This is a genomic window from Wenyingzhuangia sp. IMCC45574, assembly GCF_054182685.1.
The window spans coordinates 2,729,968-2,755,210 of the sequence record NZ_CM135169.1; the positions used below are offsets into that span (position 1 = coordinate 2,729,968).

21 protein-coding genes and 1 pseudogene are annotated in these 25,243 nt (G+C 33.0%); 6 read left to right on the forward strand and 16 right to left on the reverse strand.

From position 1 onward, the window contains the following. Positions 1 to 44: 44 nt before the first annotated feature. The 5 genes and pseudogenes from ACXHHC_RS11610 to ACXHHC_RS11630 all read right to left on the reverse strand — a co-directional run bounded on the left by ACXHHC_RS11610 (position 45) and on the right by ACXHHC_RS11630 (position 6,156). Positions 45 to 1,895, reverse strand: a complete 1,851-nt coding sequence (locus ACXHHC_RS11610) for a DUF4209 domain-containing protein (protein ID WP_458226546.1) — start codon at positions 1,893 to 1,895, stop codon at positions 45 to 47. Positions 1,896 to 1,954: 59 nt separating this feature from the next. Further along, the gene (locus ACXHHC_RS11615) at positions 1,955 to 2,701 is read right to left on the reverse strand and encodes a DUF6891 domain-containing protein (RefSeq protein ID WP_458226547.1); all 747 of its coding nucleotides are present in this window, start codon (positions 2,699 to 2,701) and stop codon (positions 1,955 to 1,957) included. Between the two features lie 467 nt (positions 2,702 to 3,168). Further along, complete coding sequence (locus tag ACXHHC_RS11620; RefSeq protein ID WP_458229250.1) at positions 3,169 to 4,161, reverse strand: carbohydrate-binding protein; 993 nt, start codon at positions 4,159 to 4,161, stop codon at positions 3,169 to 3,171. Next, positions 4,150 to 4,755 (reverse strand): annotated as a pseudogene (locus ACXHHC_RS11625) (family 43 glycosylhydrolase); the annotation flags it as partial. The gene ACXHHC_RS11620 and the pseudogene ACXHHC_RS11625, both read right to left, overlap by 12 nt. A 321-nt stretch (positions 4,756 to 5,076) precedes the next feature. Further along, positions 5,077 to 6,156, reverse strand: coding sequence for an L-rhamnose/proton symporter RhaT (locus ACXHHC_RS11630; protein WP_458226548.1), 1,080 nt, complete (start codon positions 6,154 to 6,156; stop codon positions 5,077 to 5,079). Between the two features lie 161 nt (positions 6,157 to 6,317). Between ACXHHC_RS11630 and ACXHHC_RS11635 the strand changes: the two genes are divergently transcribed. Then, a complete protein-coding gene (locus ACXHHC_RS11635) occupies positions 6,318 to 7,016 on the forward strand; it encodes a 2-phosphosulfolactate phosphatase (RefSeq protein WP_458226549.1) in 699 nt (232 codons plus the stop codon). Between the two features lies 1 nt (position 7,017). Here ACXHHC_RS11635 and ACXHHC_RS11640 read toward each other — a convergent pair whose 3' ends face one another. Further along, positions 7,018 to 7,785, reverse strand: a complete 768-nt coding sequence (locus tag ACXHHC_RS11640; RefSeq protein ID WP_458226550.1) for a TatD family hydrolase — start codon at positions 7,783 to 7,785, stop codon at positions 7,018 to 7,020. Positions 7,786 to 7,859: 74 nt separating this feature from the next. On the opposite strand from ACXHHC_RS11640, the gene ACXHHC_RS11645 reads away from it, so the two are divergent. From ACXHHC_RS11645 to ACXHHC_RS11655, 3 genes are all read left to right on the forward strand, one after another. Then, positions 7,860 to 8,849, forward strand: a complete 990-nt coding sequence (locus ACXHHC_RS11645; protein WP_458226551.1) for a glycoside hydrolase family 113 — start codon at positions 7,860 to 7,862, stop codon at positions 8,847 to 8,849. 65 nt (positions 8,850 to 8,914) lie between these two features. After that, complete coding sequence (locus ACXHHC_RS11650; protein ID WP_458226552.1) at positions 8,915 to 10,825, forward strand: DUF3857 domain-containing protein; 1,911 nt, start codon at positions 8,915 to 8,917, stop codon at positions 10,823 to 10,825. Further along, positions 10,822 to 12,849: a transglutaminase domain-containing protein gene (locus ACXHHC_RS11655; RefSeq protein WP_458226553.1), complete on the forward strand. Its 2,028-nt coding sequence runs from the start codon at positions 10,822 to 10,824 to the stop codon at positions 12,847 to 12,849. The genes ACXHHC_RS11650 and ACXHHC_RS11655 overlap by 4 nt, the downstream gene beginning before the upstream one ends. On the opposite strand, the gene ACXHHC_RS11660 is transcribed toward ACXHHC_RS11655, so the two are convergent. From ACXHHC_RS11660 to ACXHHC_RS11690, 7 genes are read right to left on the reverse strand one after another with little or no spacing between them, the layout of a single operon-like run. After that, positions 12,836 to 14,128, reverse strand: coding sequence for a voltage-gated chloride channel family protein (locus ACXHHC_RS11660; protein WP_458226554.1), 1,293 nt, complete (start codon positions 14,126 to 14,128; stop codon positions 12,836 to 12,838). The genes ACXHHC_RS11655 and ACXHHC_RS11660 overlap by 14 nt on opposite strands. Before the next feature lie 8 nt (positions 14,129 to 14,136). After that, complete coding sequence (locus ACXHHC_RS11665) at positions 14,137 to 14,616, reverse strand: hypothetical protein (protein WP_458226555.1); 480 nt, start codon at positions 14,614 to 14,616, stop codon at positions 14,137 to 14,139. Positions 14,617 to 14,675: 59 nt separating this feature from the next. Next, a complete protein-coding gene (locus tag ACXHHC_RS11670; RefSeq protein ID WP_458226556.1) occupies positions 14,676 to 18,065 on the reverse strand; it encodes a hypothetical protein in 3,390 nt (1,129 codons plus the stop codon). Between the two features lie 57 nt (positions 18,066 to 18,122). Continuing rightward, on the reverse strand, positions 18,123 to 19,100 hold the full coding sequence (locus tag ACXHHC_RS11675; RefSeq protein WP_458226557.1) for a polyprenyl synthetase family protein: 978 nt from the start codon (positions 19,098 to 19,100) through the stop codon (positions 18,123 to 18,125). A gap of 43 nt (positions 19,101 to 19,143) precedes the next feature. Continuing rightward, positions 19,144 to 19,635 (reverse strand): 5-(carboxyamino)imidazole ribonucleotide mutase, encoded by a 492-nt coding sequence (purE, locus tag ACXHHC_RS11680; protein ID WP_458226558.1) that lies wholly within the window; start codon positions 19,633 to 19,635, stop codon positions 19,144 to 19,146. A 49-nt stretch (positions 19,636 to 19,684) separates the two neighbouring features. Beyond that, a complete protein-coding gene (locus tag ACXHHC_RS11685; protein WP_458226559.1) occupies positions 19,685 to 20,833 on the reverse strand; it encodes a 5-(carboxyamino)imidazole ribonucleotide synthase in 1,149 nt (382 codons plus the stop codon). Positions 20,834 to 20,875: 42 nt separating this feature from the next. Next, positions 20,876 to 21,313 carry a hypothetical protein gene (locus ACXHHC_RS11690; RefSeq protein ID WP_458226560.1) on the reverse strand — a complete coding sequence of 146 codons (438 nt, stop codon included), beginning with the start codon at positions 21,311 to 21,313 and terminating at the stop codon, positions 20,876 to 20,878. A gap of 131 nt (positions 21,314 to 21,444) precedes the next feature. On the opposite strand from ACXHHC_RS11690, the gene greA reads away from it, so the two are divergent. Both greA and ACXHHC_RS11700 read left to right on the forward strand, forming a co-directional pair. Beyond that, positions 21,445 to 21,918 carry a transcription elongation factor GreA gene (greA, locus tag ACXHHC_RS11695; RefSeq protein WP_458226561.1) on the forward strand — a complete coding sequence of 158 codons (474 nt, stop codon included), beginning with the start codon at positions 21,445 to 21,447 and terminating at the stop codon, positions 21,916 to 21,918. Positions 21,919 to 21,999: 81 nt separating this feature from the next. Further along, positions 22,000 to 22,389: an HIT family protein gene (locus ACXHHC_RS11700; RefSeq protein WP_458226562.1), complete on the forward strand. Its 390-nt coding sequence runs from the start codon at positions 22,000 to 22,002 to the stop codon at positions 22,387 to 22,389. 94 nt (positions 22,390 to 22,483) lie between these two features. Here ACXHHC_RS11700 and ACXHHC_RS11705 read toward each other — a convergent pair whose 3' ends face one another. The 3 genes from ACXHHC_RS11705 to ACXHHC_RS11715 form a co-directional block, all read right to left on the reverse strand. Continuing rightward, positions 22,484 to 23,647, reverse strand: a complete 1,164-nt coding sequence (locus tag ACXHHC_RS11705) for a hypothetical protein (RefSeq protein ID WP_458226563.1) — start codon at positions 23,645 to 23,647, stop codon at positions 22,484 to 22,486. Between the two features lie 18 nt (positions 23,648 to 23,665). Continuing rightward, the gene (locus tag ACXHHC_RS11710) at positions 23,666 to 24,616 is read right to left on the reverse strand and encodes a hypothetical protein (RefSeq protein ID WP_458226564.1); all 951 of its coding nucleotides are present in this window, start codon (positions 24,614 to 24,616) and stop codon (positions 23,666 to 23,668) included. A 101-nt stretch (positions 24,617 to 24,717) separates the two neighbouring features. Continuing rightward, positions 24,718 to 25,161 carry a DUF4262 domain-containing protein gene (locus tag ACXHHC_RS11715; protein ID WP_458226565.1) on the reverse strand — a complete coding sequence of 148 codons (444 nt, stop codon included), beginning with the start codon at positions 25,159 to 25,161 and terminating at the stop codon, positions 24,718 to 24,720. Positions 25,162 to 25,243: the final 82 nt, after the last annotated feature.

A 25,243-nucleotide genomic window follows, 5' to 3' on the forward strand; every position in this document is an offset into this window, starting at 1 on the left:
AAACTTTGAAGTTAGCACAAAACCCGCATGAAGTTTAGCCGGTGTTAACTGCTGGTTTTTTCTATATAATTATATTTCCCTAATCTTAGTAAAGCTGAAATTAATAATAACATTTTATTTGGGTGATAATCTTTCGTTGTATAAAAACAATGTGCAATGTTATTTCTCAAGTTTAAGCCGCCATCGTTGGAAAATAAATAATTAAAGAAAAGTCTATCATCTTCATTGAAATATTTAATTATAATTTCATTGTCAAAAACATTATTAATATAAATTTCTTGCATACCTTTTTCTTGATAAGTACTAATTGGAATTTTTGCTATTTCACAAAAACTTCTAAAGATACCTTCCATTTTCAAAGTAAAACTGTCAATACATAAAATAAAACTAGGTTTGTAATATTTACTAATACACCAAGCTTGTGTTTGAATGAAGAATTCGACTATAGATGGGCTTAACTGTTCTATCCAATTTATATGCTGTTCATTACCTCCTAAATCATAACGTATATGTGTTTTTCCAATCCAAGTTTCCTGTTCAAGAAAATTAATAAAATTCTTAAATGTTAAATTACCAGATTCAATACCATGAATTATTGTGTAATGTAATTGAGGAAGAACAGTTGTATGAAGTTGATGTTCATATGCTTTATAAACATTTTTTAATTCTTTATTTTCAACTTTATCCTTAATTATATTTTTGTTTTTGTCAAAACTTATTGTTGTTAAATAATTAAGGAACTTGTTGGATTTTTTAGATGCTTCTAATGTTATTTCATAATTAGGAAAAAAATCTCCCATTGAGATAAATCGGTATACTTTACTAGATTCTAGTTTAAGTAAATTTTGTGCTTTGTTTCTGAGATTTTTATCATGTTTATTAAAAGCTTCTTCAATTTCTTTTGTGTATGGTATTGAAAATGTATTTAGTTTTATTAAAGGTTTTAAATCTGCATATAATTTTTCAGAGGTTTTTCTGTTTGTAGTATTATTAGCAAGTTTGAATTCTTCAATTGCTTTTGCATGATAATCTTGTTTAACCCAATATTGTTCTGGGTTAGTAATTGTTTCAGCTAATCTTAAATATGCCAAACCTTTTTCATTATGCCAAATTCTATGATCTTCTCCAAGTTTCTTAGATATTTTTATTGCAGTTGATAAGTATTCATGGCCTAGAGTTAAATCATCTAATTTGGTTTCTGTATTTAATTGTTCTTCGAAAAAACTTAAAGTATTATTAAAATCTATTGTTTTAAATATTTTTCGATATTTTAACATATCAGATAATATTGAATGAATGATATAAAACTCTAAATTATCAGTTTCAAACAAAAGGAATCGAGTAAGCTTTTTTAGCTCAGCCATGTCAAATTTAATTTCATTGCTAATTGCAACTAAAACCTCGTACAATTGACATATTTGAAATGAATTTTCTCGATTTTCAGTTTCTTTGAAACGGTTGTAATATTCTTTTATTGATATTATATAATTTTCAATTGCACCAATAGCATATTTAGTTTGTTTTATTCCGCTAGGGCATTTCCATAGCAAGTGATTGTAACGAGCTTTAAGAAGAGGGCTTTTAGATGATGTTATTCGTAGTTTTATATATTCTACTACTTTAGTTTTAAACTCATTTAAATCGGGATATTTTGTGATTTCTGATATGTTTTTTCCATGAGAATATATTTGAGAAAATAAAATATCACTTTTTAAATCAAAAAGGAAACAATCAATTTCCCATTGAGATTTGATTTTTTCAGTTTCTAGCTCAGTTTGATTTCTATAACGAACCCAAATGTCTGTTAATTCAAAATTTCTTTTGAGTTCAAATGAGTTTTCATCGATATAATTGTACAAACTATCGATTGATTTAAATTGATTAGTATCTTTCAAATTTCAATTTTTTCTTCTGAACTTGCAGTTAATGGTTTTGTATAAGAATAGTAACGGTTTTAAGACCACAATCTTTTCAGTTTAGACCAAATATTATTGTTATTATGATCCTTTGTTTTAGCTGGATTTCCGCCATTATTTTTATAAGTTGTTGGCAGCTGCTTTTTCTTAGACATTATTTCAACTATTTGCTCATAATTCTGCAAATCTCTTTTCCTTTCATCATAGATATATTGCCATTTAAAATTCGGAATCAAAATTTTTGAATTAACGTCTTCGTTCCATTCTACTTTAAATCCTTTTTCAGTCAATATTTTCACAACGTTTCTTCCAACACTCAATGTTACTTCATTATCTGAATTATCGACTTTTTGAAATGCAATATATAAACTTGGGTTTTCAAGGCTAACAGCTCTCGAAAGGTCTTGCTCGTGATAAAAACAATAGCCCTCAGAAATTACTTGGTTTTCGCGTAAATTTCTTTCTACTTCTACTACTTCATATTCTCCATCGCTAGTTGTATAGCCAGCATTGTGCAGTGCAATTATATTATTCTCACATAATTCATCAAAAGCTTCTATTAATTTTTCAGTATCAGTTGGAGTTTCCCAGTTTTCGCTTTCTGATACTAATTTTTGATATTCTTTATCAATAATTTCAAAAGCCCATTTTTCAGACATTTCTTCAATAAATCCATTATCCTCAATTTCTTCAATTATATTTTCCTTAATTTCTGAAATTGAAAGGAAGCCCATTCGGACTTGGTTAAAAATAGATTCATATATAAATTCTTCGTTTTCAGTCATTCAGTTTTATTTAAGAGCTTGTTTAAGTTACTGCCAACTCGTTATATGTGGTAATTTATCGCGGTTATCAGGAGAATAGACCCTGATAACCTTACCTTTTAAGTGTTCTTACCCACTCAAATATAAGCTAATTTCCAGTAGAATTTATGGAATAAAATAGCAGAACAGTAGCAAACCAAAATTTCTACCGTATAAAAAAGAATTAGGACTATAGTAAAAAAGAAACGAGCACCGTGTGGTAAAGAAATAAGCACTGTGTGGTAATCTAAAATGGCGGGCACCATTTTGTAAAACGGAGGGCACCATTTTTAAAAGTGTTGGGCACCAAATTTAGGAGACTGTTTTTAGAGGTAAAAGTGTAGCTACTACAATATACTAAAAAGAGTTGTTAAGTTTACAATCTAATCTAGATTTGTAACAATAAAAAATGCCAACTACTTAAAGTTGACATTTCTATGTTCTTAAACTTACTTTTTAACCACTTCTATTTCCGCTCTTAAACCTTGGCTAATGGTTTTACCATTGGAGGTTTTTAGAACGGCCATCAGCTGATATTTGTTTCTAGAATTTAATTCTTTAGAGGGAGTAACTTCTGTAAGGTTGAAATGAACTTTAGCAATTCCAGTTTGGGTGTTTATAGTAGAAGCATCGCTAAGTTTGTGCGTTTTTACGACTTTTCTGTTGCTAAATTCTCTTAAAAAGAATTCTACACCCGTACCTTTTACTTTGTTTCCTGTACCCGCATGGTATTTACAGGTAATGGTTAAAGTATCATCTGTAGTAAAGGTTTTAAAAGTGTAATTATTAGTATCGTTAAAAGTTAGCGTTGGTTTGTAAACCATAGGTTTTGCAGAAACGCTAAAAGAGTCTAAACGCATTATTTCTTTTAAGCTGTCTCCTTTAAACACAAAGTACAAATCTAGTAAAGAGCTTTTGTTCTTTAGATCACAACTAAAGGTTTGGTAATTGTCCCAACTTCCAGTGGATTTAATTTTACAGCTAGCCAACAGTTTTCCTTTGGTGCTTCCTTGTCTAACTTCTATAATTCCCCCTTTTTTGTGTGCGCTAGCTACTTTAAATTCAATAGTGGCTTTTCGCAAAGCATTGTATAACTTAGGGAAGAATAGGTAGCTGTTGTTCTGAATATTTCTCATTTCAAAACCGGTATTGCTTTCTTTTTTTACCAATTCATCCGAAGCCGCAAAGAAATTCTCTGCTTCTATAGCTCCCAAACTACAATTGTATCTAGCAACTCCTTGCTCTTCTTTGTCTCCATTAAAAACACGTTCTGCAACTATTTCTCCATTGTCTTTATAGTGGGCATAGGTTAAGTAGGTGTATCTAAAATAAGGTTTTGCCCATCCTCCGGCTATATAATAGGTTTGGTTGTGCCAAGTAAAATAAGTTCCATGATCTCCATGAGCTTCTACAGCTCCCCTAAATTTATAAGGTCCAAACAAGTTTTTAGAAGTTGCATATTTCCCATGGTGTGCGCTTAGGTAATACGTGTCGTTGTGTTTGTGTAAATACCCACCATCGTGCTTTATTTTGGTGTTGTCAGTAATTACCATGTCTCTAGCTTTGGTTTTTAGGCTGGTCATATCCTCATTCAATTCCGCTATTTGATAATAAGCATTATTCCATCCTGTGTTTCCCCACATAATGTAGTTTTTACCATCATTGTCTACAAAAATGGTAGGATCGTGTTTACGGTTATTACTAGGGGTGTTTTCTGCGGTAATAATAGGCTTTCCTGTATCTACATATGGTCCTCCTGGTTTGTCACTAATGGCAACTCCAGTATTGGTAGAAAAATTACTAAAGTAAAAGTAGTATTTACCGTTTCTTGTAGCTCCGTCTGTAGCAAAACATTTGTCTATTTTTTTTCCGATATAGGTGTCTTTAGGGTACAGTACAAATTCTTTCTCCCAATGTACGAGGTCTGCAGAAGAGTAAATATTCCAGTTGGGCATCATATAAGTTTTATTTCTTTTCCCAATGATGGTATCATGACTGGCAAAAAGATAGGCCCTGTTGTTAAAAATATGTACATGTGGATCGTTTACTCCCGTGTTGGGTAAAACCCCTTTCCTGTGTAACCAATATCTGTTTTATCCCCCAATTTTATCTTTATACCTTTTTGAGCATATAAACATATACTTAGTAAGAAAGCAATCCACAAGACAAAGTTTTTAGTATGATGCATAATTGTGATTTAAGAATTTTTTCAAACCTACCACTCTTAGTTTAAAAAGAAAACTAAGAATAGCGTTTGTTAATATTATTCTATGGGCAAGTTGAGAAGATGTCTATAAAAAAAGTCCCTTGTAGAAATTTCTACAAGGGACTTTTGTAAGTTGTAAAATGCAATAGAACTATTCTGTTACAATAACTTGACTGGTTGTCTTAGCTTCATCTTCTTGAATCTTCATATAATTTCCTTGGGCAATAATTAAAACGCCAACAATTAGAATTGCTAAGCTGGTTATTAATAACTGTACACTCTTTTTACTAGCTCCTTTCCATTCTTTGGTTAAAATTCCATTTACATTGGCTACCAAAATTGCTCCTGTTTCTAAAATGGCAAATCCAACAGAAGTACCTAGCTCTCCTAAATGATAGGCTGCCAAACCGTAAATTACCAGAGCGGTATCGTGGAAAATGGCCATTAGCAATACTAAGATTAATGCGGTAAGAGCTCCTTTTTTAGTAAAATTTCCCCAAGTTTTGTTTTTGGTCAATCGTATTCCGTAGAAAATACTGGTAGACAAAGTAGCTCCCATAAAAATAGGTAGCATTACGGCCAAGCGAGCAATCCAAGGTTCGTTCCCAAATTGTTCTGCTATTTTTCCAATCTCTCCAAATTTAGTTCCTGTATGAAAAGATAAATTAAATCCTGCTGCACAGATGGCTCCTAATACACAGAATAAAATACCTCTTCTAATGGTTTTATTGTCAATTTTCTTACTGTCGTCTTCTTTGTTTTTATCTCTAAGAATTCCTGCATATCCGTTTAGAGCAATTCCAGAAACGATGGTTGCTATTCCACCAAGCATAATGTAACCAATTTTGGTTCCTATAATACTTTCTTGCCCTTCTGGAATCCAAACTAAGGGAAGAATGGTATCTATAGAGGTAATAACTCCTAAAAATAAGCTAAAGGCCAAAGCCATTCCTATAGAAGAAATACTATAACCCCATAGCATGTTTCCTATACCCCAGCAAAAACTTAAAGCAAACATTACCGGGAATACCCAACTTGGGGTAGCAGCATAAATGTCCCATAAGTTGTTTACCAAACCAAATGTAAAGAGGATGGGTAGTACAAACATTCCAAAGAAAAAGAATCCTCCCCAGGTATTTTCCCAAGCAAATCCTTTGGTAAATTTAGAAGGAAGTGCGTATACACCTAATAAAATAGCCGATACAAAAGCCAATGATACACCTAATAGCATAGTTGTCTAAGTTTAGAATTTATACTAACAAGATATTAAAAAATAAAACTCACAAAACAAGGGTTAAAATTATTTTAAGAGCTATCTGTTTTAGGATTGATAATAGCTTGTTTTTTAAAGGGAATTGGAGCAACTTTGCAAGAAAGCTAAAGAGATCATTTATGAAAAAACTAGAGGTTGTTGTGAGTCCAGAGATTACGTCGGATTACGTGGTAGAAGGAAAGCTGGTTGTTATTATAGATATTTTTAGGGCAACTACAACCATTGTAACTGCCATGGAAAATGGAATAAAAGAAGTGAAAGCTTGTTTGGAAGTAAAAGATGCAATTGCTCTTAAAAATGAGGGCTATATTGCGGGTGGAGAAAGAAATGGGGAAAAGGTTTTGGGAATGGATATTGATAATTCTCCTAGTTCTTTTTTAGAAGGGAATTACGAGAATAAAAAATTAGCAATCTCTACAACAAATGGTACCAAAGCGGTTGCTACATCGTTAAAAGCCCGTGAAATTATTATTGGTGCTTTTGTAAATATATCAGCAGTGGTGTCTTATATAAAACAATCAGACTTAGATGTTTTATTAGTTTGTGCCGGTTGGAAAGGTAAAATGAGTACAGAAGATCTATTGTTTGCGGGGGCTGTTGTTTCAGAATTGTCTAACGAAATAGTACTTACAGACAGTTCTGAAATAGCTCTTACGTATTTTCTAGGTTCCAAACCTAAATTGGAACACAAATTATATACTTGCGAACATGCCCAAAGGCTAAAGAAGTTACATAAAGAAAAAGATTTGGCTTTTTGTATTCAAAGAGATGTGTATACTGTAGTTCCAAAATACAAAGGCGGTTCTTTTGTCTTGTAGTTTAGACCCCATATATGTCTTGGCTGTTTTTAGTAGTAACCTCTGCAATTTCTGCTAAGGGTTTGTTGTAGATAGTGGCTAATTTCTCTGCAACATTTACGGTGTACATAGACTCGTTACGTTTTCCTCTAAACGGAGTCGGAGCTAAATAGGGAGCATCGGTTTCTAAGACGATATGCTCTAATGGAATTTCTGCTAAGAACTTGTCTATTTTTCCATTTTTAAAGGTGGCCACTCCTCCAATTCCTAATTTTAAGTTGTATCCAATGGCTTTTTTAGCATCTTCTAAAGTTCCCGTAAAACAGTGAAAAACACCAAAAAGCTCAGGTGATTTTTCTTTTTCTAAAACTTCAAAAACCTCTTTAAAGGCATTTCTACAGTGTATGTTAATAGGGAGTTTTAGTTCTTTTGCCCACTGAATTTGTGTCTGGAAAGCTTCTTTTTGTTGTGCTATATAAGTGTCGTCCCAATACAAATCAATACCAATTTCTCCTACGGCTACAAACTTTCCCGTTTCTAACCATTCGCGAGCAATTTTTAACTCTTCTTGGTAATTGTCTTTAATATGAGTTGGGTGTACTCCCATCATTAAATAAACGTTCTCAGGAAAAGCTTCGGCTACTTTAAACATACTTTCTGTGTATTCAGAATCTACAGAAGGAATAAAGAGTCTCTTTACTCCAGCGTTTATAGCACGCTGAATCATTTCGTTTCTGTCTTCATCAAACTGTTCACTGTTTAAGTGTGTATGTGTGTCCGTAAAAATCATCGGTATAAATTTTGATGCAAAGATAAATATCGATTTGCTTTTGAGTAATTTTAAAACAGTTAAAAATCATTCCAATGAAATTTTTTAGAAAAAGACTATTGCTAACTTTCGTGTTCTTAAGTCTTATTTCTTGTGCACAGCAAAAGATTAATGGAGCAAGTATTGTTTCTCCGCCAAAACAGGTAGCTGAGAATTGTTATACAAGCTTAAAGCAAATCAATGCTACATGGGCCGCTATTATTCCTTATGCTTTTACGCCTCAAGGTACTCCAAAGGTACAGTTCGATAGTTCGTATCAGTGGTGGGGAGAAACCTCTAAAGGAGCCATAAAACTAATACAATGTGCAAAAAAAGAAGGGCTTAAAGTATTGTTAAAACCGCATGTTTGGTATCATAGAAAGTGGATAGGTGATTTTGTATTAACCAAAGAAGAAGATTGGAGAAAATGGGAAAACGATTATACAACGTATATTCTTAACTACGCTAAAATAGCCCAAGAACAAAAGGTAGAACTGTTTTGTATTGGTACAGAGCTAAAGAAAGTAGTAATTCATCGTCCTGAATTTTTTAATAGGTTGATTCCTAAAATTAAAAAAATATACAAGGGAGAGCTTACCTATGCAGCCAACTGGAACAGTGTAAAAGAGGTGCAGTTTTGGCAGCAGTTAGATTATATTGGAGTAGATGCTTATTATCCTTTGTCAGAAAAAAAACAGCCAACGGTAGAAGAGTTAAATGCGGCTTGGAAACCTATTAAGAAAGAATTAAAAGACTATAGTGTTCGCTTTAATAAACCTGTTTTATTTACAGAGTATGGTTTTGAAAGTTGCTATTACAATACCAAAACAACTTGGGGAAGTGATGGGAAGTATGCGGTGAGTGAAAAAGCACAAACCATTGCCTATCAGTCTTTTTTTGAGAGTTTTTATTCCGAAAATTGGTTTGCTGGGGGCTTTTTTTGGAAATGGCATGTAACTCCTAAAACCATCAGAAATAAAGAGCGAGCTTTTACGCCTCAGGGCAAGGATGCACTAAGCGTTATTAGAGCAAATTTTGGTAAATAAGATGGTACTATAGTATTACTTATTTTAGCATAAAAATTTTATATTTCGGTTACATTTAAAACGCTATGAAAATAAGATTGTTTTTTGGTTTTTTCCTACTGTGTTTGGTAGGACAAGCCCAGATATCTGATTACTCCATTTTATCCATTCCAGATAGTTTAAAAACAAAGGCGGATGCTGTAATTCGTTTTTGCAAGCAAGAAATAGATATTCATGATGAAAGGAACATGACAATCTATTTCACTAAAGTTATTACTGTTTTAAATGAGAGTGGAGACAAATATGTTGATGCGTACAAATTTTATAGTACAGACTCTAAAATCAAAAAAATTAGTGCCAATGTGTATAATAAGTTTGGAATTGAAATTTTAAAATACAAAAAGAAAGACTTTTCTGATGAGAGTGCGGTTTCTGGTTTTTATTCTGATAACAGAGTAAAACATTTACAGTTTACACCTAGAGGTTATCCCTATACTCTAAAATTTGAATACGTATTTGAAACCCAAACAACCGCTTTTATTCCCAAATGGTATCCTATTGATGGATACTATTTATCTGTTCAGCAAAACGAAATTATTGTTAGAAATTTAAAAGGTACAAAGGCTAAGTTTAAAGAGACTCTTTTTGATAGCTTTCCAATTAAGAACCTTTCTGATGATACAACAATACACTACAAAATAGAAAACTTTCCTGCAGTAAAAAGGGAGAGTTATAGCTTAAATTTTGAAAATATTCTTCCCAATTTAAAAGTGTATTTAGAAGAGTTTACCTTAAAAGGCTACACGAGTAAAGGAATAAAAAATTGGAAAGATTTTGGTTTTTGGCTAAGAACAAACTTATACAATAGTCAACTAGAGCTAAGCGATGAAACCAAGCAAAAAGTTCTTGAATTGGTTAAGGACGAAACGGATCCTTTAAAGAAAGCTAAGTTGGTATACGAGTATATGCAAAACAGAACAAGGTATGTGTATGTTGGTATTGGTATAGGAGGATGGCAGCCTACAAAAGCAATGGATGTAGATAGGTTAGGATATGGAGATTGTAAAGGGTTGTCTAATTATACCAAGGCTTTATTAGATGTTGCGGGTGTGGAATCTAATTGGGTAATAGTTTATGCTAAAACAAAAAGAAATTTTGATAACGAATTTCATGGTCTACAGGGGAATCACATGATTTTAAATCTACCTAAGTTAAACCATGGAAAAGATGTTTGGTTAGAATGTACCAGCCAAACCATTCCTTTTGGTTTTTTAAGCGATTTTACAGACGATAGAGAGGTGTTGGTTTTAGAAAAAGAAGGAGGGGTGTTAAAACATACTCCTAAGTATGAGGATAAAAACAACCAGCAAATCATAACAGGAAATATCGTTTTTGATAGCCAAGGAAATTTAATATCAGATTTGTCTATTGAGTCTAAAGGGTTGATATACGATGATATGTATCGAAAAGACAGTTATACCAAGACAGAGATAAATAAGTTTTATAAGTCTAGAAGATGGTATTACAACGAAAATCTTAAGGTGAATAAATATCACTTTGTCAATAAGAAAGACAGCCTTTCTTTTACCGAGGATTTAAATCTTACCGTTGAAAACTATGCATCTATTTTAGGAGATGAAATGATTATGCGTGTCAATGTTTTTGACATGTATAGAAAGTCTTTTAAAAAGCAAAAGAACAGAAGAACCCCATTGTTAATTAGAAAAGGATCTGTGCACAAAGATTATGTGGATATTAAAGTACCAGAGGGATATTCGCTAACAAAGTTACCACAGAAAAAAGCGATAGATTCCAAATTTGGAAGGTATTGGGCTGAGGTTAAAAAGAAAGACGAAACAACCCTTAGATACGAAAGAGAATTTTACATAAAAGAAGGAGAATATTCTAAAGAAGACTTTAACGGGTTCTCTAGTTTTTTAAGTAAGGTGAGAAAATATGATAATCAGAAAATAGTATTCAATAAAAATAAATCATGAAAAAGAAGATTGTATTAATGATGCTTTTAGTAATGTGTACAATAGGAGCTTTTGCTCAAAAGTACAAATTCGGAAAAGTTTCTAAAGAAGAATTAAAAGAGACGTTTTATCCAACAGATTCTACAGCCGAAGCGGCTTTTTTATACAAGAGTAAATACATAAGTTTTAGTTATAATACCCAAGAACATCGTTTTGAAAAAACAGAAGATATATATGTTCGAATTAAGATTTATAACAAAGATGGGTTTAAATATGGAAACCAAAGAATAGTGTATTACAATCCTAAAAACGGAAGAGATGATAGGATTTTCAGAATAAAAGCAACTACTTATAATTTAGAAAATGGTAAGATAAAAGAGCAAGATGTAAATAAGAAGGAGATTTATACAGAGGAGAAGAATAAATATTATAGTTTTAAAAAGATACCATTCCCAAATCTTAAAAATGGAAGTATCATAGAGTTAAAATATACGTTAATCTCTCAATATTGGGATATTCCAGTAATAAGATTGCAGGAAGATATACCTACAAAGAAATTAAAACACGTAACATCAATTCCTGAATATTTTAAGTTTAAAAAGGCAACAAAAGGGTATTATTCTGTAACTCCAAAAATAGAAAGCTCTAGAGGTAGTATTCTGTTTAGTAGTACTAATAGAAGTAGTAATGGTGCTGGGGGTATTAATCAATATACTGTAGATTATCAAGAAGAAATAACAACTATTGAAGACGAAAATATTCCAGCTTTAAAAAATGATGAGCCTTTTACTAGTAATTATGGAGATTACAGAGGTATTATTAGTATGGAACTGGCAATGGTTCGTTTTCCTGATGGTTATATGAAACAATATTCTACTTCGTGGGAGTCTGTTTGTTCTGTTTTACACGATTCTTATAGTTTTGGAAAACAATTAAATAAGAAAGGTTATTTTTCTAAAGATTTACAAGCTGTTATTGCTGGTAAAAACAGTGAAACAGAAAAAATAGAGGCAATTTATGATTTTGTAAAATCTAAAATGAAATGGAATGAGTATTATGGGATTTCTACTAAAAAAGGATTGCCAAAAGCATACAAAGAAGGTGTTGGGAATGTATGCGAGGTGAATTTAATTTTAGTAGCTATGTTAAGAGAAGCAGGAATTAATGCACATCCAATATTGATAAGTACTAAGAATAACGGAGTGCCTTTATTTCCAACATTGGAAGGGTTAAATTATGTAATTGTTGGGGTTAAAAATGGAGTAGATATTTCTTTATTAGATGCTAGTGAAAAATACAATGCAATAAATGTATTACCTGCTAGAGATTTAAACTGGTCGGGAAGAATGTTGGTGAATAGAAAAGTAAACGTACCTGTAAGTTTAGTTCCTAAAAAAGCTTCGGAGGAGTACTATATGGCCAATGTTTCTTTTGATGATAAATTTAAAGTGTCTGGTTCTGTTAAAGGAAAGTTGACCAATAGAAAGGCCCGTTCTTTTAGAATGAAGTTTAATAAGTTTAACAAAGAAAAATTAAAAAGCAAACTGGGTTCTAAATACCATGTAAATGTAGAATCTTGTGAGGTAAAGAATAAAAAAGAATTGTCTAAGCCTATATACATATCGGCCAATGTTTCTAGTACAAATTATTGCGAAACCATTAATGGTAAAAAATACATCAATCCGTTACTGTTTTTTAAAGAGACTAAAAACCCTTTTAAATTAGAAAAACGAAAATACCCGGTAGATTTAGTGGCTCCATATAAAGAGATAAAATCAATTGTAATTACTATACCTAATGGCTATAGAGTAGTTTCTTTACCTAAAAGTTTAAAGGCTGGAATGAGTAATAATTTAGGAAGCTATTCTTATTTAATACAACAAGTAGGAAATACCATTAATGTTAAAACTACAAAGCAATTTAATACCCATATGGTTGGTATAGACAAATACCATGAGTTAAAAGACCTGTACAAGAATATGGTTGCTAAAAACAAAGAGAAAATTGTGTTAGAGAAAATAGATGCAGTAGCTAGTGCTCATTAAGTTGTCCTAAGGCATTTCCTTCTTCTTTCACTTTTTTAGTGGTTTTAGAAGTCCCAATAATTTGAGAAGTATAAATTCCTGTGTGACCCGAAAATATATAAGCGGTTACACAGGCTATTGCTATATACAAAGCACTTTCGGCACCAAACAATTCAATTCCCATTAAAGTACATGCAATAGGGGTGTTTGTTGCACCAGAAAATACTGCTACAAATCCCATTCCTGTTAATAATCCTACTGGAAGTGGGCTTACTAAAGACAATGCACTTCCTAAAGTAGCTCCAATAAAGAACAAAGGAGTTACTTCTCCTCCTTTAAACCCAAAAGCAATACAAAAGGTGGTTAGCAAAAGTTTTACTGCAAAATCGTAAGGCTCCATAGTCGTACTAAATGACTCTACAATGGTTGGAATTCCTAACCCTATGTATTTAGTTCCTATAAAGTAAACCAATATAGCTACTAAAATTCCACCAGCAACAGGTCTTAATGGAGGGTATTTAATGTGTTTAGAAAATTTTCCAAAGAAGGATACTCCTTTAGAGAAAAAAGTACTGACAACTCCAAATAGAATTCCAGCAGCCAATGCCCAGAAAAAATTAGGAATGTCTAGTTTTGGAACACTGTCTATAATATAATGTGTGTGTGGAACGTGTAGCAAATGCGCAATTTCTCTAGAAGTAAAATTGGCTATAATAGCGACCAATAAACATGGTAATATAGCATTGTACTTAACCCTACCAATTAATAAAACTTCTAGGGCAAAGACCGTTCCGGCCAAAGGTGTACCAAATAGGCCTGCAAAACCGCTACTAATTCCCATTAAGATAATGGTTCTTCTATCGTATTTATTCAATTTTAACCAGCCCGAAAATTGATCGGCAATAGCACCTCCAATTTGTACTGCAGTACCTTCTCGTCCTACAGATGCTCCAAAAAAGTGAGATACAACGGTTCCTAAAAAAATTAAGGGAGCCATTTTAAAAGGAATAATATCTTTTGGAGTATGTAGTTCTTCTAGAAGTTGATTGTTCCCCTTAGCAACAGATTTACCGTAGTAATGATATAAAAGACCAACCAGCAAACCACCAATAGGTAAGAACCAAATAATATAAGTATGTGCTTCTCTATACTGAGTAGACCAGTTTAAGGAAACTAAAAGAGCAGCACAGGCAGCACCAACTAATACTCCAATAACTAGCGAAAGCCCTAACCATTTGGCAAAATCCTGAAAAAGAGGCAGTCGTTCGGATCTTAATATTTTTCTACGCTTGGTTTTCATAGTAGGAATTAAAACTGTTTTCCTACACTAATACCAAATCTAGGAACAAATTCTCTTGAGACATCTGCATTAAAGAGATTTCTAGCCACACCTGCATTGAATTCAAAAATGTAACCATTTTTAGAAACATGTTTTGCTCCTCCACCTATACCCAAACCAAAATCAGAATAGTTTTGATCGTCTTTTTCTGCAAAGTTTAACGTACCAAATAATTCTCCAAAAATGTCGAAACTTTTAGAATTGCTAAAAAATTGACGGAAGTAGGGGGTTAGTTGAAAGTTTTCATTGTATCTAAAATCAGCGTTCTTAGGTTCAAAATTAATGAACACAGAAAGTCCTAAAGCTGCTTCATCATTCAATTGATTTTCATAAGAAATATCAAGGGTTCTAAAAACCAAAATGTCTAATAAGTCTAATTTAACTTCGTGGTTTTGTGCGGACAATCCTAGCCCAGCGAATAAGGTTACAATCAAAAATAATTTTTTCATGAAATCGTTTTTATAGTCCAAAAATAGGTGATTTTAGCGAGCTTGCCTAAGCACTTTTTTTAAAAGTTAGCTCTTAGCTGTACACTTCCAATGTGGATGGTTCTAGTGCTGTTGTTTTGTCTTCCATTATAGTTTAAACTTAAATCTAGCAATTGAGTCAACTTTCGTTGCACAGTTAAAGACCAAGTATAGTTTCTGTCGGGTTGTAAACCTTCTAAAATTCTGTACGAAGCCGGGCTGTTTAAAGAACCGTTGTACTTGTTTTCTATTAAATTGATACTTGCCAATACAGAGCCTTTGTCTAAGCTATTGTAGTTGTAGTTTAAACCCAAGTTATGACTAGTTAACGTTTCTTCTCCTTGTTTATTTTCTTTGGTTTGAAAGGTGTACACTGCTTCTATAGTAGAAAATTCATCTTTTAGAAAGCTAATAGAAGGGCTTGTTTTCTGAGTTTTAATTTCGAAGTTTCTACTGGCAAAACTACTTTTATTCAGGTTGTTTTCTAAAGTTGCTATATTGGCCAAAACCCATGTGCTTTTTATATTGTGCTGAAAGTTTAGCTCGTGAGAGCTTATTTCGGTGGTTTGTATATCCGTACTAATACTTTGTGTGTTTTCTAAATCTTTAAAGGTGTAGGTTGTGCTATAGTGTTGCTGTCCTCTATTAAAAAATAGGCTAGAGGTAATGTTTTGTTGCAACCCAATTACGTCATCACTGTTTTTAGCAAAAGGGTTTACATTCGTTTTTTTTCCTCTTTTTAATTGGTCTTTGTTGATGAGAATAGTAGACTGATTGGAAAAATGAGAAAGGGTTTTTAACCATGTAGAAGCATGGTTTTTAAACTGTGCAAAGTTGATGAAAATGGATTGACTCAGTTTTGCTTTTTGTGTAGCAATTCTAGAAGTGTTAGGCAGTAAAACTCTTAAATAGTTTGCCTGATCGGCGAATTGGGCAATTTCAAATTCATCAAAATCCTTTACTCCATTGTTGTTTAAGTCTCCTAAATAGGTGTAAAATCCCTGACCCGGTTCGGTTTCTATATAGTTAAAATTCTGTAAAGGTGTGGTTCCAGAGCTCGTTTCGTATAGTGTGTTTAAAACGAATAAGTTTCTAAACAAGCGTTGATTGTATGAGGCTCTACCGTTTATTACCGCAACATCTTCGGTAAAAAAATGATGTACTTTTCTGTAATTTGCAAAGGTGTTAAAAGAAGTGTTTTTATTTTTTATCCATTGGCTTTCCAGAGCATAGTTTTGTGCATTTTGCACGCGTTGTAACCTATTGTTTTTAACACTGTCTATTTGGGTGACGTTAAATTTAAGTTTTGTGTAAACTTTGGTAGAGTCTCCTAGTCCTAGTTCCAAACCACTTACAATGTATTTCTGGGTTATATTGGCATCTAATAACTTGGTTTGTTCGTTTTCTAATAGGTTGTTTTCAAAGTTAAACATTCCTTGTAACCAAGCCTTTTTTAAAGGGTATTGGGCCGTGGATACATTGCGCAAAAAACGTCCTTTTTGCTGTGTGTCTTTGCTAGATAGAAAACTTGTTTGGGTTTTTAACTGTAGTTTTTTTAAGCGGTTCTCTGTAGTCAATCCATTTTTTAAACCAGAAAAAGAACTCCCTAAACTTAAATATTCTGTTTCCAAAGCCATTTTCTGATATGTCTTTTGGGAAACTGTTAATGCATTTTTTAAATAGGTTTGATTTCCTAGAGAATTAGGATTTATGTTTGCATTTAAGTTCCAATCTCTGTTAAACTCTACATTGTATAGCCCTTCTATATTATTAAAGTTTCTCTGTACAAAATCAATGTCTAGTTGGTTAAAAGATTGCCAATTTCCAGTGCTAATTTGTTGTTTCCAAGCCAAGCGTGTTGCCAGTCCTTGGTTGTTTTGATCGTCTAAATCAGAAAATAAATTTAAGTCGTTATTGCTATAAGCTACTTCTGTTTCTACAAACGATTTTTTACCGATTTTGTAGTCTGCCTTTACAATGGCCATTTGTGTTTTACTAGGGGCAATTAATTGTATTTCTGGTGCGTAGTTCCCAAGTCCAGGCCCCTCATAGGTATATATATTTCCTTGTGCAGTAGCTTCAGATAAAATATAGTCACCTTCTCCCAAAGGAACAATACTAAAAGTTACATTGTAAACAAGATCATCCTCACTGGTACTGTGTTCAAAATAGCCGTCAGGATGTTTTTTGTATTGTATTCTGTTGCTGTCAAATTCTGTTATTTGTGCACTTTGGGCAAACATTAAATTGGGATTATTTCCGGCTTGTCTTAAAACTTGTTTTTGCGTTTCATTTAAATTCTGTTGCAGAGATTGGTTTTTAACATCGCTCTCGTTATAGAAATAGGTTCCAATAGAAAAATTGTCATTTTCATAGGTAATTCCATTGTGCGTTACAAAACGATTGTAGTTTCTGTCGCTGTACTGAAAGTCTACATAAATTCGTTGCGATGCGTTGATTGGAAAAGTAGGGTTGAAAATAATTTCTGAGGTATTGTAGTCTATTGTGTAGTCGTTTTGTTCTCCTCTTTTTAAGGTTTTTCCGTTGATGTAAATAGTTTCACTTCCAGAGATTACTACAATATTTAATTCTCCATTGGCTCCTTGTAAGCGATACGGACCTTGGTTACCTTCTTGTGGTGTAACAATCTGAGTAGTGAATTTACCTCTTACTACTGCTCCAGAGGCCGTTATGGTGGTTTTCTGGTCTCCACGATCTAAAGTAACGTCTAGTTTAGCACCGTTTATTTTTTTTCTAAAGGATAAAAAATAACTGTCGTTGTTTTCTAAATCAACATCCCCAGCTTTTAAATTCCAAGTGTCGGTAAATAGTTCTATAAAAACGCGATCGAATTCTCGTAAGTTTTGCGAAACCCCATTTTCCTGAATAGGAATGTTAGAGTCGTTAATGCTGGCTCTAATTTTTAGTTTTTCAGACAAGTTCCCTGTAATTTGCAAATCTAGTCCAGAGTTTAATACAGACCCTTGATTGTTTCCAACGGTAATTCCTCTAGTAATATTACCATAGGTGTTAATACCTCCAAAAAAATCGTTTTTACCAAATGTCTTCTTAAGAGCGTATATTTTTGACGAAGGTGTAGCTCTTGGAATGATTAACTTTTTATCAAAAGGACTATAAGTTTGGGTAATAAAATCGGGGTATTTATAATAGATTACCTTGATCTTTTTGTAAGAAGCATCGTAGAAGTAGAGTTGACTCTTTTGAGCGTTAAAATAGTAAGCTTTTTCGGGGATGATTGTACCATCTAATAGCTGTACTTTAAAATCAATAGGGCTAATGGCAACAGTTTCTAAGGAAATAGTGTCTTTACCAACAGAAAAAGTTTTAGAAATACGATTTTTATTCAGAGTCTGACCGTAAGAATAGGTGCAGATGAGGATGAAAAAAAATAGCAATCGTGTTACGCTCATTAGTTGGTATACTTTAGAACTAATTTAGTGAACTATTTGCTGTAACAAAGCGAAAATTTACTTCTTACGTTCCACAACGTATTCTATCATGGTTTCCAAAGATTCTTTGTATTCAGAATCTGGGTATTCGTGTAAAATTTCCAAAGCTTTGTTTTTGTACTCTTGCATTTTTGCAGTAGTGTACTCCAAACCTCCGTTGTTTTTTACAAACTCAATAACTTCTTTTACCCTTTTTTTATTGGTGTTATGATTCTTAACAGAATTTATCAACCATTTACGTTCTTTACTGCTACAAGTATTTAGCGTATGGATTAAAGGAAGTGTCATCTTTTGTTCTTTGATGTCAATTCCAGTAGGTTTTCCAATTTGTTCATCAGAATAGTCAAACAAATCGTCTTTAATTTGAAAAGCAATACCAATGTATTCTCCAAACAAACGCATTTTTTCTACTTCTTCTGTATTGGCTCCTACAGATGCAGCACCAATACCACAACAAGCAGAAATTAAGGTAGCCGTTTTTTGTCGGATAATTTCAAAGTAAACTTCTTCGGTAATATCTAAACGACGGGCTTTTTCAATTTGTAACAATTCCCCTTCGCTCATTTCGCGTACGGCAACAGAAATCAGCTTTAAAATATCAAAATCATCATGATCGATACTTAATAAAAGACCTTTAGAAAGTAAAAAATCACCTACTAAAACGGCAATTTTGTTTTTCCACAAAGCATTGATAGAAAAGAAACCCCTACGTTTATTGCTGTCGTCTACTACATCATCGTGTACCAATGTAGCGGTATGAATTAATTCAATAATAGAGGCTCCTCTATAAGTTCTTTCGTTAAAATTTCCGTTAGAAACCATTTTGGCAACTAAAAAGACAAACATAGGACGCATTTGCTTTCCTTTACGTCTAACAATGTAATGCGTAATACGATTCAGCAATGGAACTTTGGTTGCCATGGCTTCTTTGAATTTGTCTTCAAAGGCAGCCATTTCTGTATGAATAGGTTGCTGAATGCGTTCCGTTATTTTCATCTTTTAGTTGTCGTGTTCGGGTATGTAAACTTAATCAAAAAGTTTAGGATTGCGAATTTTTTACGCGTTCTGAAGCTTCTAAAACTTTTGTTTTTAAACTTTGCTTATAAGCTACTATGGTGTCTAATACTGCGCTATTGGTAGCACCAAGAATTTGTGCAGCCAAGATCCCAGCGTTTTTAGCTCCGTTTAAAGCTACTGTTGCTACAGGTACTCCTCCAGGCATTTGTAAAATAGATAATACAGAATCCCAACCGTCTATAGAGTTGCTAGATTTTACAGGCACTCCAATTACAGGTAAAGGACTCATAGAAGCTACCATTCCTGGTAAGTGTGCAGCACCTCCCGCACCAGCAATAATTGCTGCAATTCCTCTTTTGTGAGCATTGGTAGAAAAATCAACTAATTTTTCTGGAGTTCTATGTGCAGAAACAATATCTACTTCTACTTCAATTTCAAATTCTTTTAAAATGTCTATGGCTTGTTGCATTACGGGTAAGTCAGAATCTGATCCCATTACGATTGCTACTTTCATATGTGTATGTTTAAAATCAAAAGGGTTATAATCCTCTTGGTTTAAATGATTATTTACTAATTACTTTAACTGTTTTTTTAACGATCTCAGCTGTTTTTCTCGCTTTTTTGATGTCTTGGTCTACAATGGTAACATGTCCCATTTTACGAAAAGGTTTGGTTGTTTTTTTACCGTACAAATGCGGGGTAACACCATTAATTTCTAAAATATCTACAATGTTTTTATACACCACTTCTCCTTCGTATCCTTCTGCTCCAACTAAATTAACCATAATTCCAGCCAATTTACTATCTGTTTTTCCTAAGGGAAGATTTAGAACGGTTCTTAAATGCTGTTCAAACTGACTGGTGTGAGAAGCCTCTATACTATAGTGACCACTATTGTGAGTTCTAGGAGCTACTTCGTTAATAATGATTTTATCATCTTCTGTTTGAAACATTTCTACAGCCAAAAGACCTACATGTTCAAAAGCTTGTGCCACATCCATGGCTATTTTTCTTGCTTTGCTGGCAACTTCTTCATCTATACGAGCAGGACATATAACATATTCTACTTGATTTGCTTCTGGGTGAAATTCCATTTCTACCACTGGATATGTTTTAACTTCTCCAGAGGCATTTCTTGCAACAATTACCGCCAATTCGTTTTTAAATGGTATCAACTCTTCTACAATACATTCGGTATCTGCTAGGTTGTTAATGTCGTCTACAGAACGAACAATTTTTACTCCCATACCGTCATAACCAAACTGTGCCGATTTCCAAACAAAAGGAAAATTGGTTAAGTTGGCATTTTTTAACGCTTCTAAGTTGTTAAATCTTTGATGTGGAGAAGTAGGAATGTTATTTTCTTTGTAAAAATCTTTCTGCTTTCCTTTGTGTTGAATTGTCTCTATTACATGAGGTTGAGGATATACTTTAATTCCTTCTTCTTGTAATTTGTAAAGGGCATCTATATTTACATGCTCAATCTCTATGGTTAAAACGTCTACCTTTTTACCAAAGTTGTAAACGTCGTTGTAGTCTAATAAGTTCCCTAGAAAAAACTCGTTACAATAAGGAGCGCAAGGAGCTTCTGCAGAGCTGTCTAAGATACAGGTGTGCACGTCGAATTTTTGAGTTTCTGCCAATAGCATTCTACCTAATTGACCACCTCCTAAAACACCTAGTTTGAATTGAGAAGAGAAATAATTTTCCATGAAAAATTCTATTTGGGCACAAAAGTACGAATAAATAAGAGATTAGAAATTAGTTACCCGTAACTGATTTCCTTGAACAATAACACGGTATTCTCTTAAGTGATAGGTATTCCCATCTTTCCCTTTGGCACTTCTATTTCCTAAATTGAAAACAACATTGGTATCTCCACAGGTGCAGGTAATATCTCCAGTAGATGAGTCGTAGGTCATTCCTTGGTTGCATTCCGATGGAGAAAGGTGAGGACAGGTTAAATCGTAGGCAAAGAATCTGTCGTTACCTAAGTTGTAAACAACAATTCCGTTGCTGTTATATCCTCCAGGTAAAACATCGTGATCTCCAGGTGTTTTTATCAGTGTTAAGTTGTTGCTAAAAGCTTCTACAGGGCTCCATGGTACCAAGGTGTTTTGCTGATTGATATTTTGCTTGGTACAAGCACTTGCAATGAACAGTAGTAAGAGTGAAATTCCTTTTTTAATCACAGAAAAAATTCTTTAAAAAAATGCATGCTAAAGATACTGCATTTTTTTGGCTTCCAAATATTTCTGTATATTTGTGTTGGTCTCATTTCCATACGGTAATGGGATTTTTTGTATTGTAAAACACAGAGAAGATGAGTGAAGTATCGTACTATTCGGAAGAAGGATATAAGAAATTAAAAGAAGATTTAGAGTTTTTAGAGCAAGTAGAACGTCCTAGGGTTTCTAACGAAATTGCAGAGGCAAGAGATAAAGGAGATTTAAGTGAGAATGCAGAATACCATGCAGCAAAAGAAGAGCAGTCTTTATTAGAGTTAAAAATTGCCAAATTAAAGAATGTTGTAGCCAATGCACGTATTCTAGACGAATCTCAGTTAGATACTTCTAAAATATTAATTCACTCTAAGGTTAAGATTAAGAATGTAGCTAACGGAATGGAGTTTTCTTACACATTGGTGGCAGATTCTGAAACAGATATCCGTAATGGAAAATTGTCTATCAATTCACCAATAGGAAAAGGATTGTTAGGTCATAAATTAGGAGAAATTGCAGACGTACAAACTCCTAACGGAATTATGAAGTTTGAGATTGTTGATATCAGTAGATAGTACAATTAGCAATTGACAATGGGCAATGAACAATTTATTAGCCCTTAACAACTCAATAAATCCACGAATCAATATTTAATTATGGCTAGTATTTTTACCAGAATTATACAAGGAGAATTGCCTTGTTACAAAATAGCAGAAAACGAAGATTTTATTGCTTTTTTAGATATAACACCCAATGCGGTTGGACACACCTTGGTGGTTCCTAAAAAAGAGGTGAACAAAGTTTTTGATTTAGATGATGAACTATACACTAAATTATTTCAGTATTCTAAGAAAATAGCTATTGCGCTAGAAAAAGCAGTTGCTTGCGAAAGAGTAGGGCTAACCGTAATTGGTTTAGAAGTACCGCATGTACACGTACACTTAATTCCATTAAACGCAATGGCAGATGCCACTTTTGGAAAAAAGGAAAAACTAAGTCCAGAAGAATTTAAAGCAGTAGCAGAGAAAATTGCGAGTTTTTTGTAAAAAAAAGACGAATAGATAAAACAACAAAACCCCGTTCTAATTTAGAATGGGGTTTTTGTTTAGCAATATTGACGATGTGCATTTGAAGTGTATATTATTTGTTGTACACCTCAACATCATCTATATAAAAGTATGTGGTTTCGCTTAAGTGTGTTTCAGCTTTTTCTATAGATAAAACAGCTTTGTTTCCAGATGTAATTTCATATTCATAATTATGATTCCCCGTTATAAGATTTGAATCAATAATGTTATTACTAATGAGAATTCCATTGGCATCTAATTCTTGTATAGAAAGTCTTATAGCTGCATTGGTATTTCCCTTATCAAAGTTTAAAGAAATATTTAGTTTTTTATTAGGTGCAATTGTCAACTCATCCAAAGGTCTTTTAACTCCTTCCCGTGGGTTATCTACATTGCTTACCTTTAAACGGTCATTATCTAATGTGGTTGTAACTGAACCATTGTTTTGCCAACCATCTTTGTCTGTTTCGAATGTTGCTATAAACTCTGGCTTCGTTTGGCTATTAGGATTGCTATTGTAGACGAATTCTGTATTCAACACAGCAGCTTGTAGAGCTGTATTAGTTTTAGCTTGTTCTTTTATGGACAACAGTGCTTCTCTTAATTGAACCAAATCTAATTGCCCGTTAGGATTTAAAGACTGTTCTAACAAAATACGCTCTCCTTTGTTTATAGGTTGCTTGTTTAAAATGTTTTGAACAGAAGTAGGTGTAGTATCATCTAACCCTATAAGTAAACGCCTTATTGATTTAGGAAAACTTCTTGTAATATACCAGCGATTATTTAGCTTTTTAAGTGCCTTCGAATTAATAAACTTTTCTCCTGTTCTTGTACTAACACAATATACTACTTGGGCAAACATATTGTTATTATGTTTGTAGCAAAAAATATCCAATAGTTCAAACTTCATATTTTCTGATTTCCACATAGATAAGAGTTTCGTATAATCTCTTATACTGTCTCTTTTTTTTCGAAAATCATGATTGAAATGGTGCCACTCAATATTCTGCTCCGATAAATACGATTTAAAAACATTTTCCACAGTCTCGTTTTTTACTTCTGATAGACTCTTGTAATATCCTGCATAGATAAACGTGCCTTTAGGATAGATTCCAAATTGAATATCTGTAATCCCCAAATCATTCACTAAATCATAAGATTTCATATTTGCTTGTTGACAATAACTCTGTGTCGTTATCAATAACATTACTAATGTGTATTTAAACAAAGTTTTCATTTCTTTTACTTTTATAATTTAATAGGATGCACCATTTTGGGAGAGCACTAGAGGAGAGTTTTTATTGGGTGCAATTGTCAACTCATCCAAAGGTCTTTTAACTCCTTCCCGTGGGTTATCTAGATTGCTTACCTTTAAACGGTCATTATCTAATGTGGTTGTAACTGAACCATTGTTAAGCCAACCTCCTTTGTCTGTTTCGAATGTTGCTATAAACTTTGGCTTCGTTTGGCTATTAGGATTGCTATTGTAGACGAATTCTGTATTCAACACAGCAGCTTGTAAAGCAGTATTAGTTTTAGCTTGTACTTTTATAGACGACAATGCTTCTCTTAATTGAACCAAATCTAATTGCCCGTTAGAATTTAAAGACTGTTCTAACAAAATACGCTCTCCTTCGTTTGCAGGTTGCTTGTTTAAAATGTTTTGAATAGAAGTAGGTGTAGTATAATCTAACCCTATAAGTAAACGCCTTATTGATTTAGGAAAACTTCTTGTAATATACCAGCGATTATTTAGCTTTTTAAATGCATCCGAATTAATAAACTTTTCTCCTGTTTTTGTGCTAACACAATATACTACTTGGGCAAACATATTGTTATTATGTTTGTAGCAAAAAATATCTAATAGTTCAAACTTCATATTTTCTGATTTCCACATAGATAAGAGTTTCGTATAATCTCTTATACTGTCTCTTTTTTTTCGAAAATCATGATTGAAATGATGCCACTCAATATTCTGCTCCGATAAATACGATTTAAAAACATTTTCTACAGTCTTGTTTTTTACTTCTGAAAGAGTATTGTAATATCCTGCATAAATAAACGTGCCTTTAGGATAGATTCCAAATTGAATATCTGTAATCCCCAAATCATTCACTAAATCATAAGATTTTATATTTGCTTGTTGACAATAACTCTGTGTCGTTATCAATAACATTACTAATGTGTATTTAAACAAAGTTTTCATTTCTTTTACTTTTATAATTTAATAGGATACACCATTTTGGGAGAGCACCAGAGTGGGACAAAGCCAAAAATTGAACTTGTTATTTGTTGTCTGCAGTTTTTTTATTCGCCTAAAATTTCTTGGTCATAATTATATTCCGATTCGTTTGGAAAAAACCCATTCAGGTCAGGAAAAATTAACTGTAAATACTTGAATTCCGAATTCTCATAAAACTTAAATGAACTTAAAGTGTATTCAGTCAGCTTTTCATTTCCCACCTCAATGAAGTAAACAGGAAATCGGTCAATCAAATCGTCAATTTTTTTATTTAGCGGTATTTCTTTGAATTTAAATTTTTCCGCATAGTTAGTAATCAAAGTATTTGTCAGTCCATTCGGAAGTCCAGAAATGAAAAGTTCAGGAATTCCAAAGTTCTTATAAATACCTGTTGAGTATCCAAAAGGCGTAAATCCAATTTCTTCTATTACGTAGGTATTATGAAATCCATATTTTTCAATGTTATCATAGACCATTTTAAAATACTTTTTTCTTTTTTCGTCGCTCATTTTTTAGGTTTTGCAGAAATTGCATCCAACTCATTATAAGTTTACTAAAGGTAAGTTCATTCGGTCTATAGCAATCGATAAG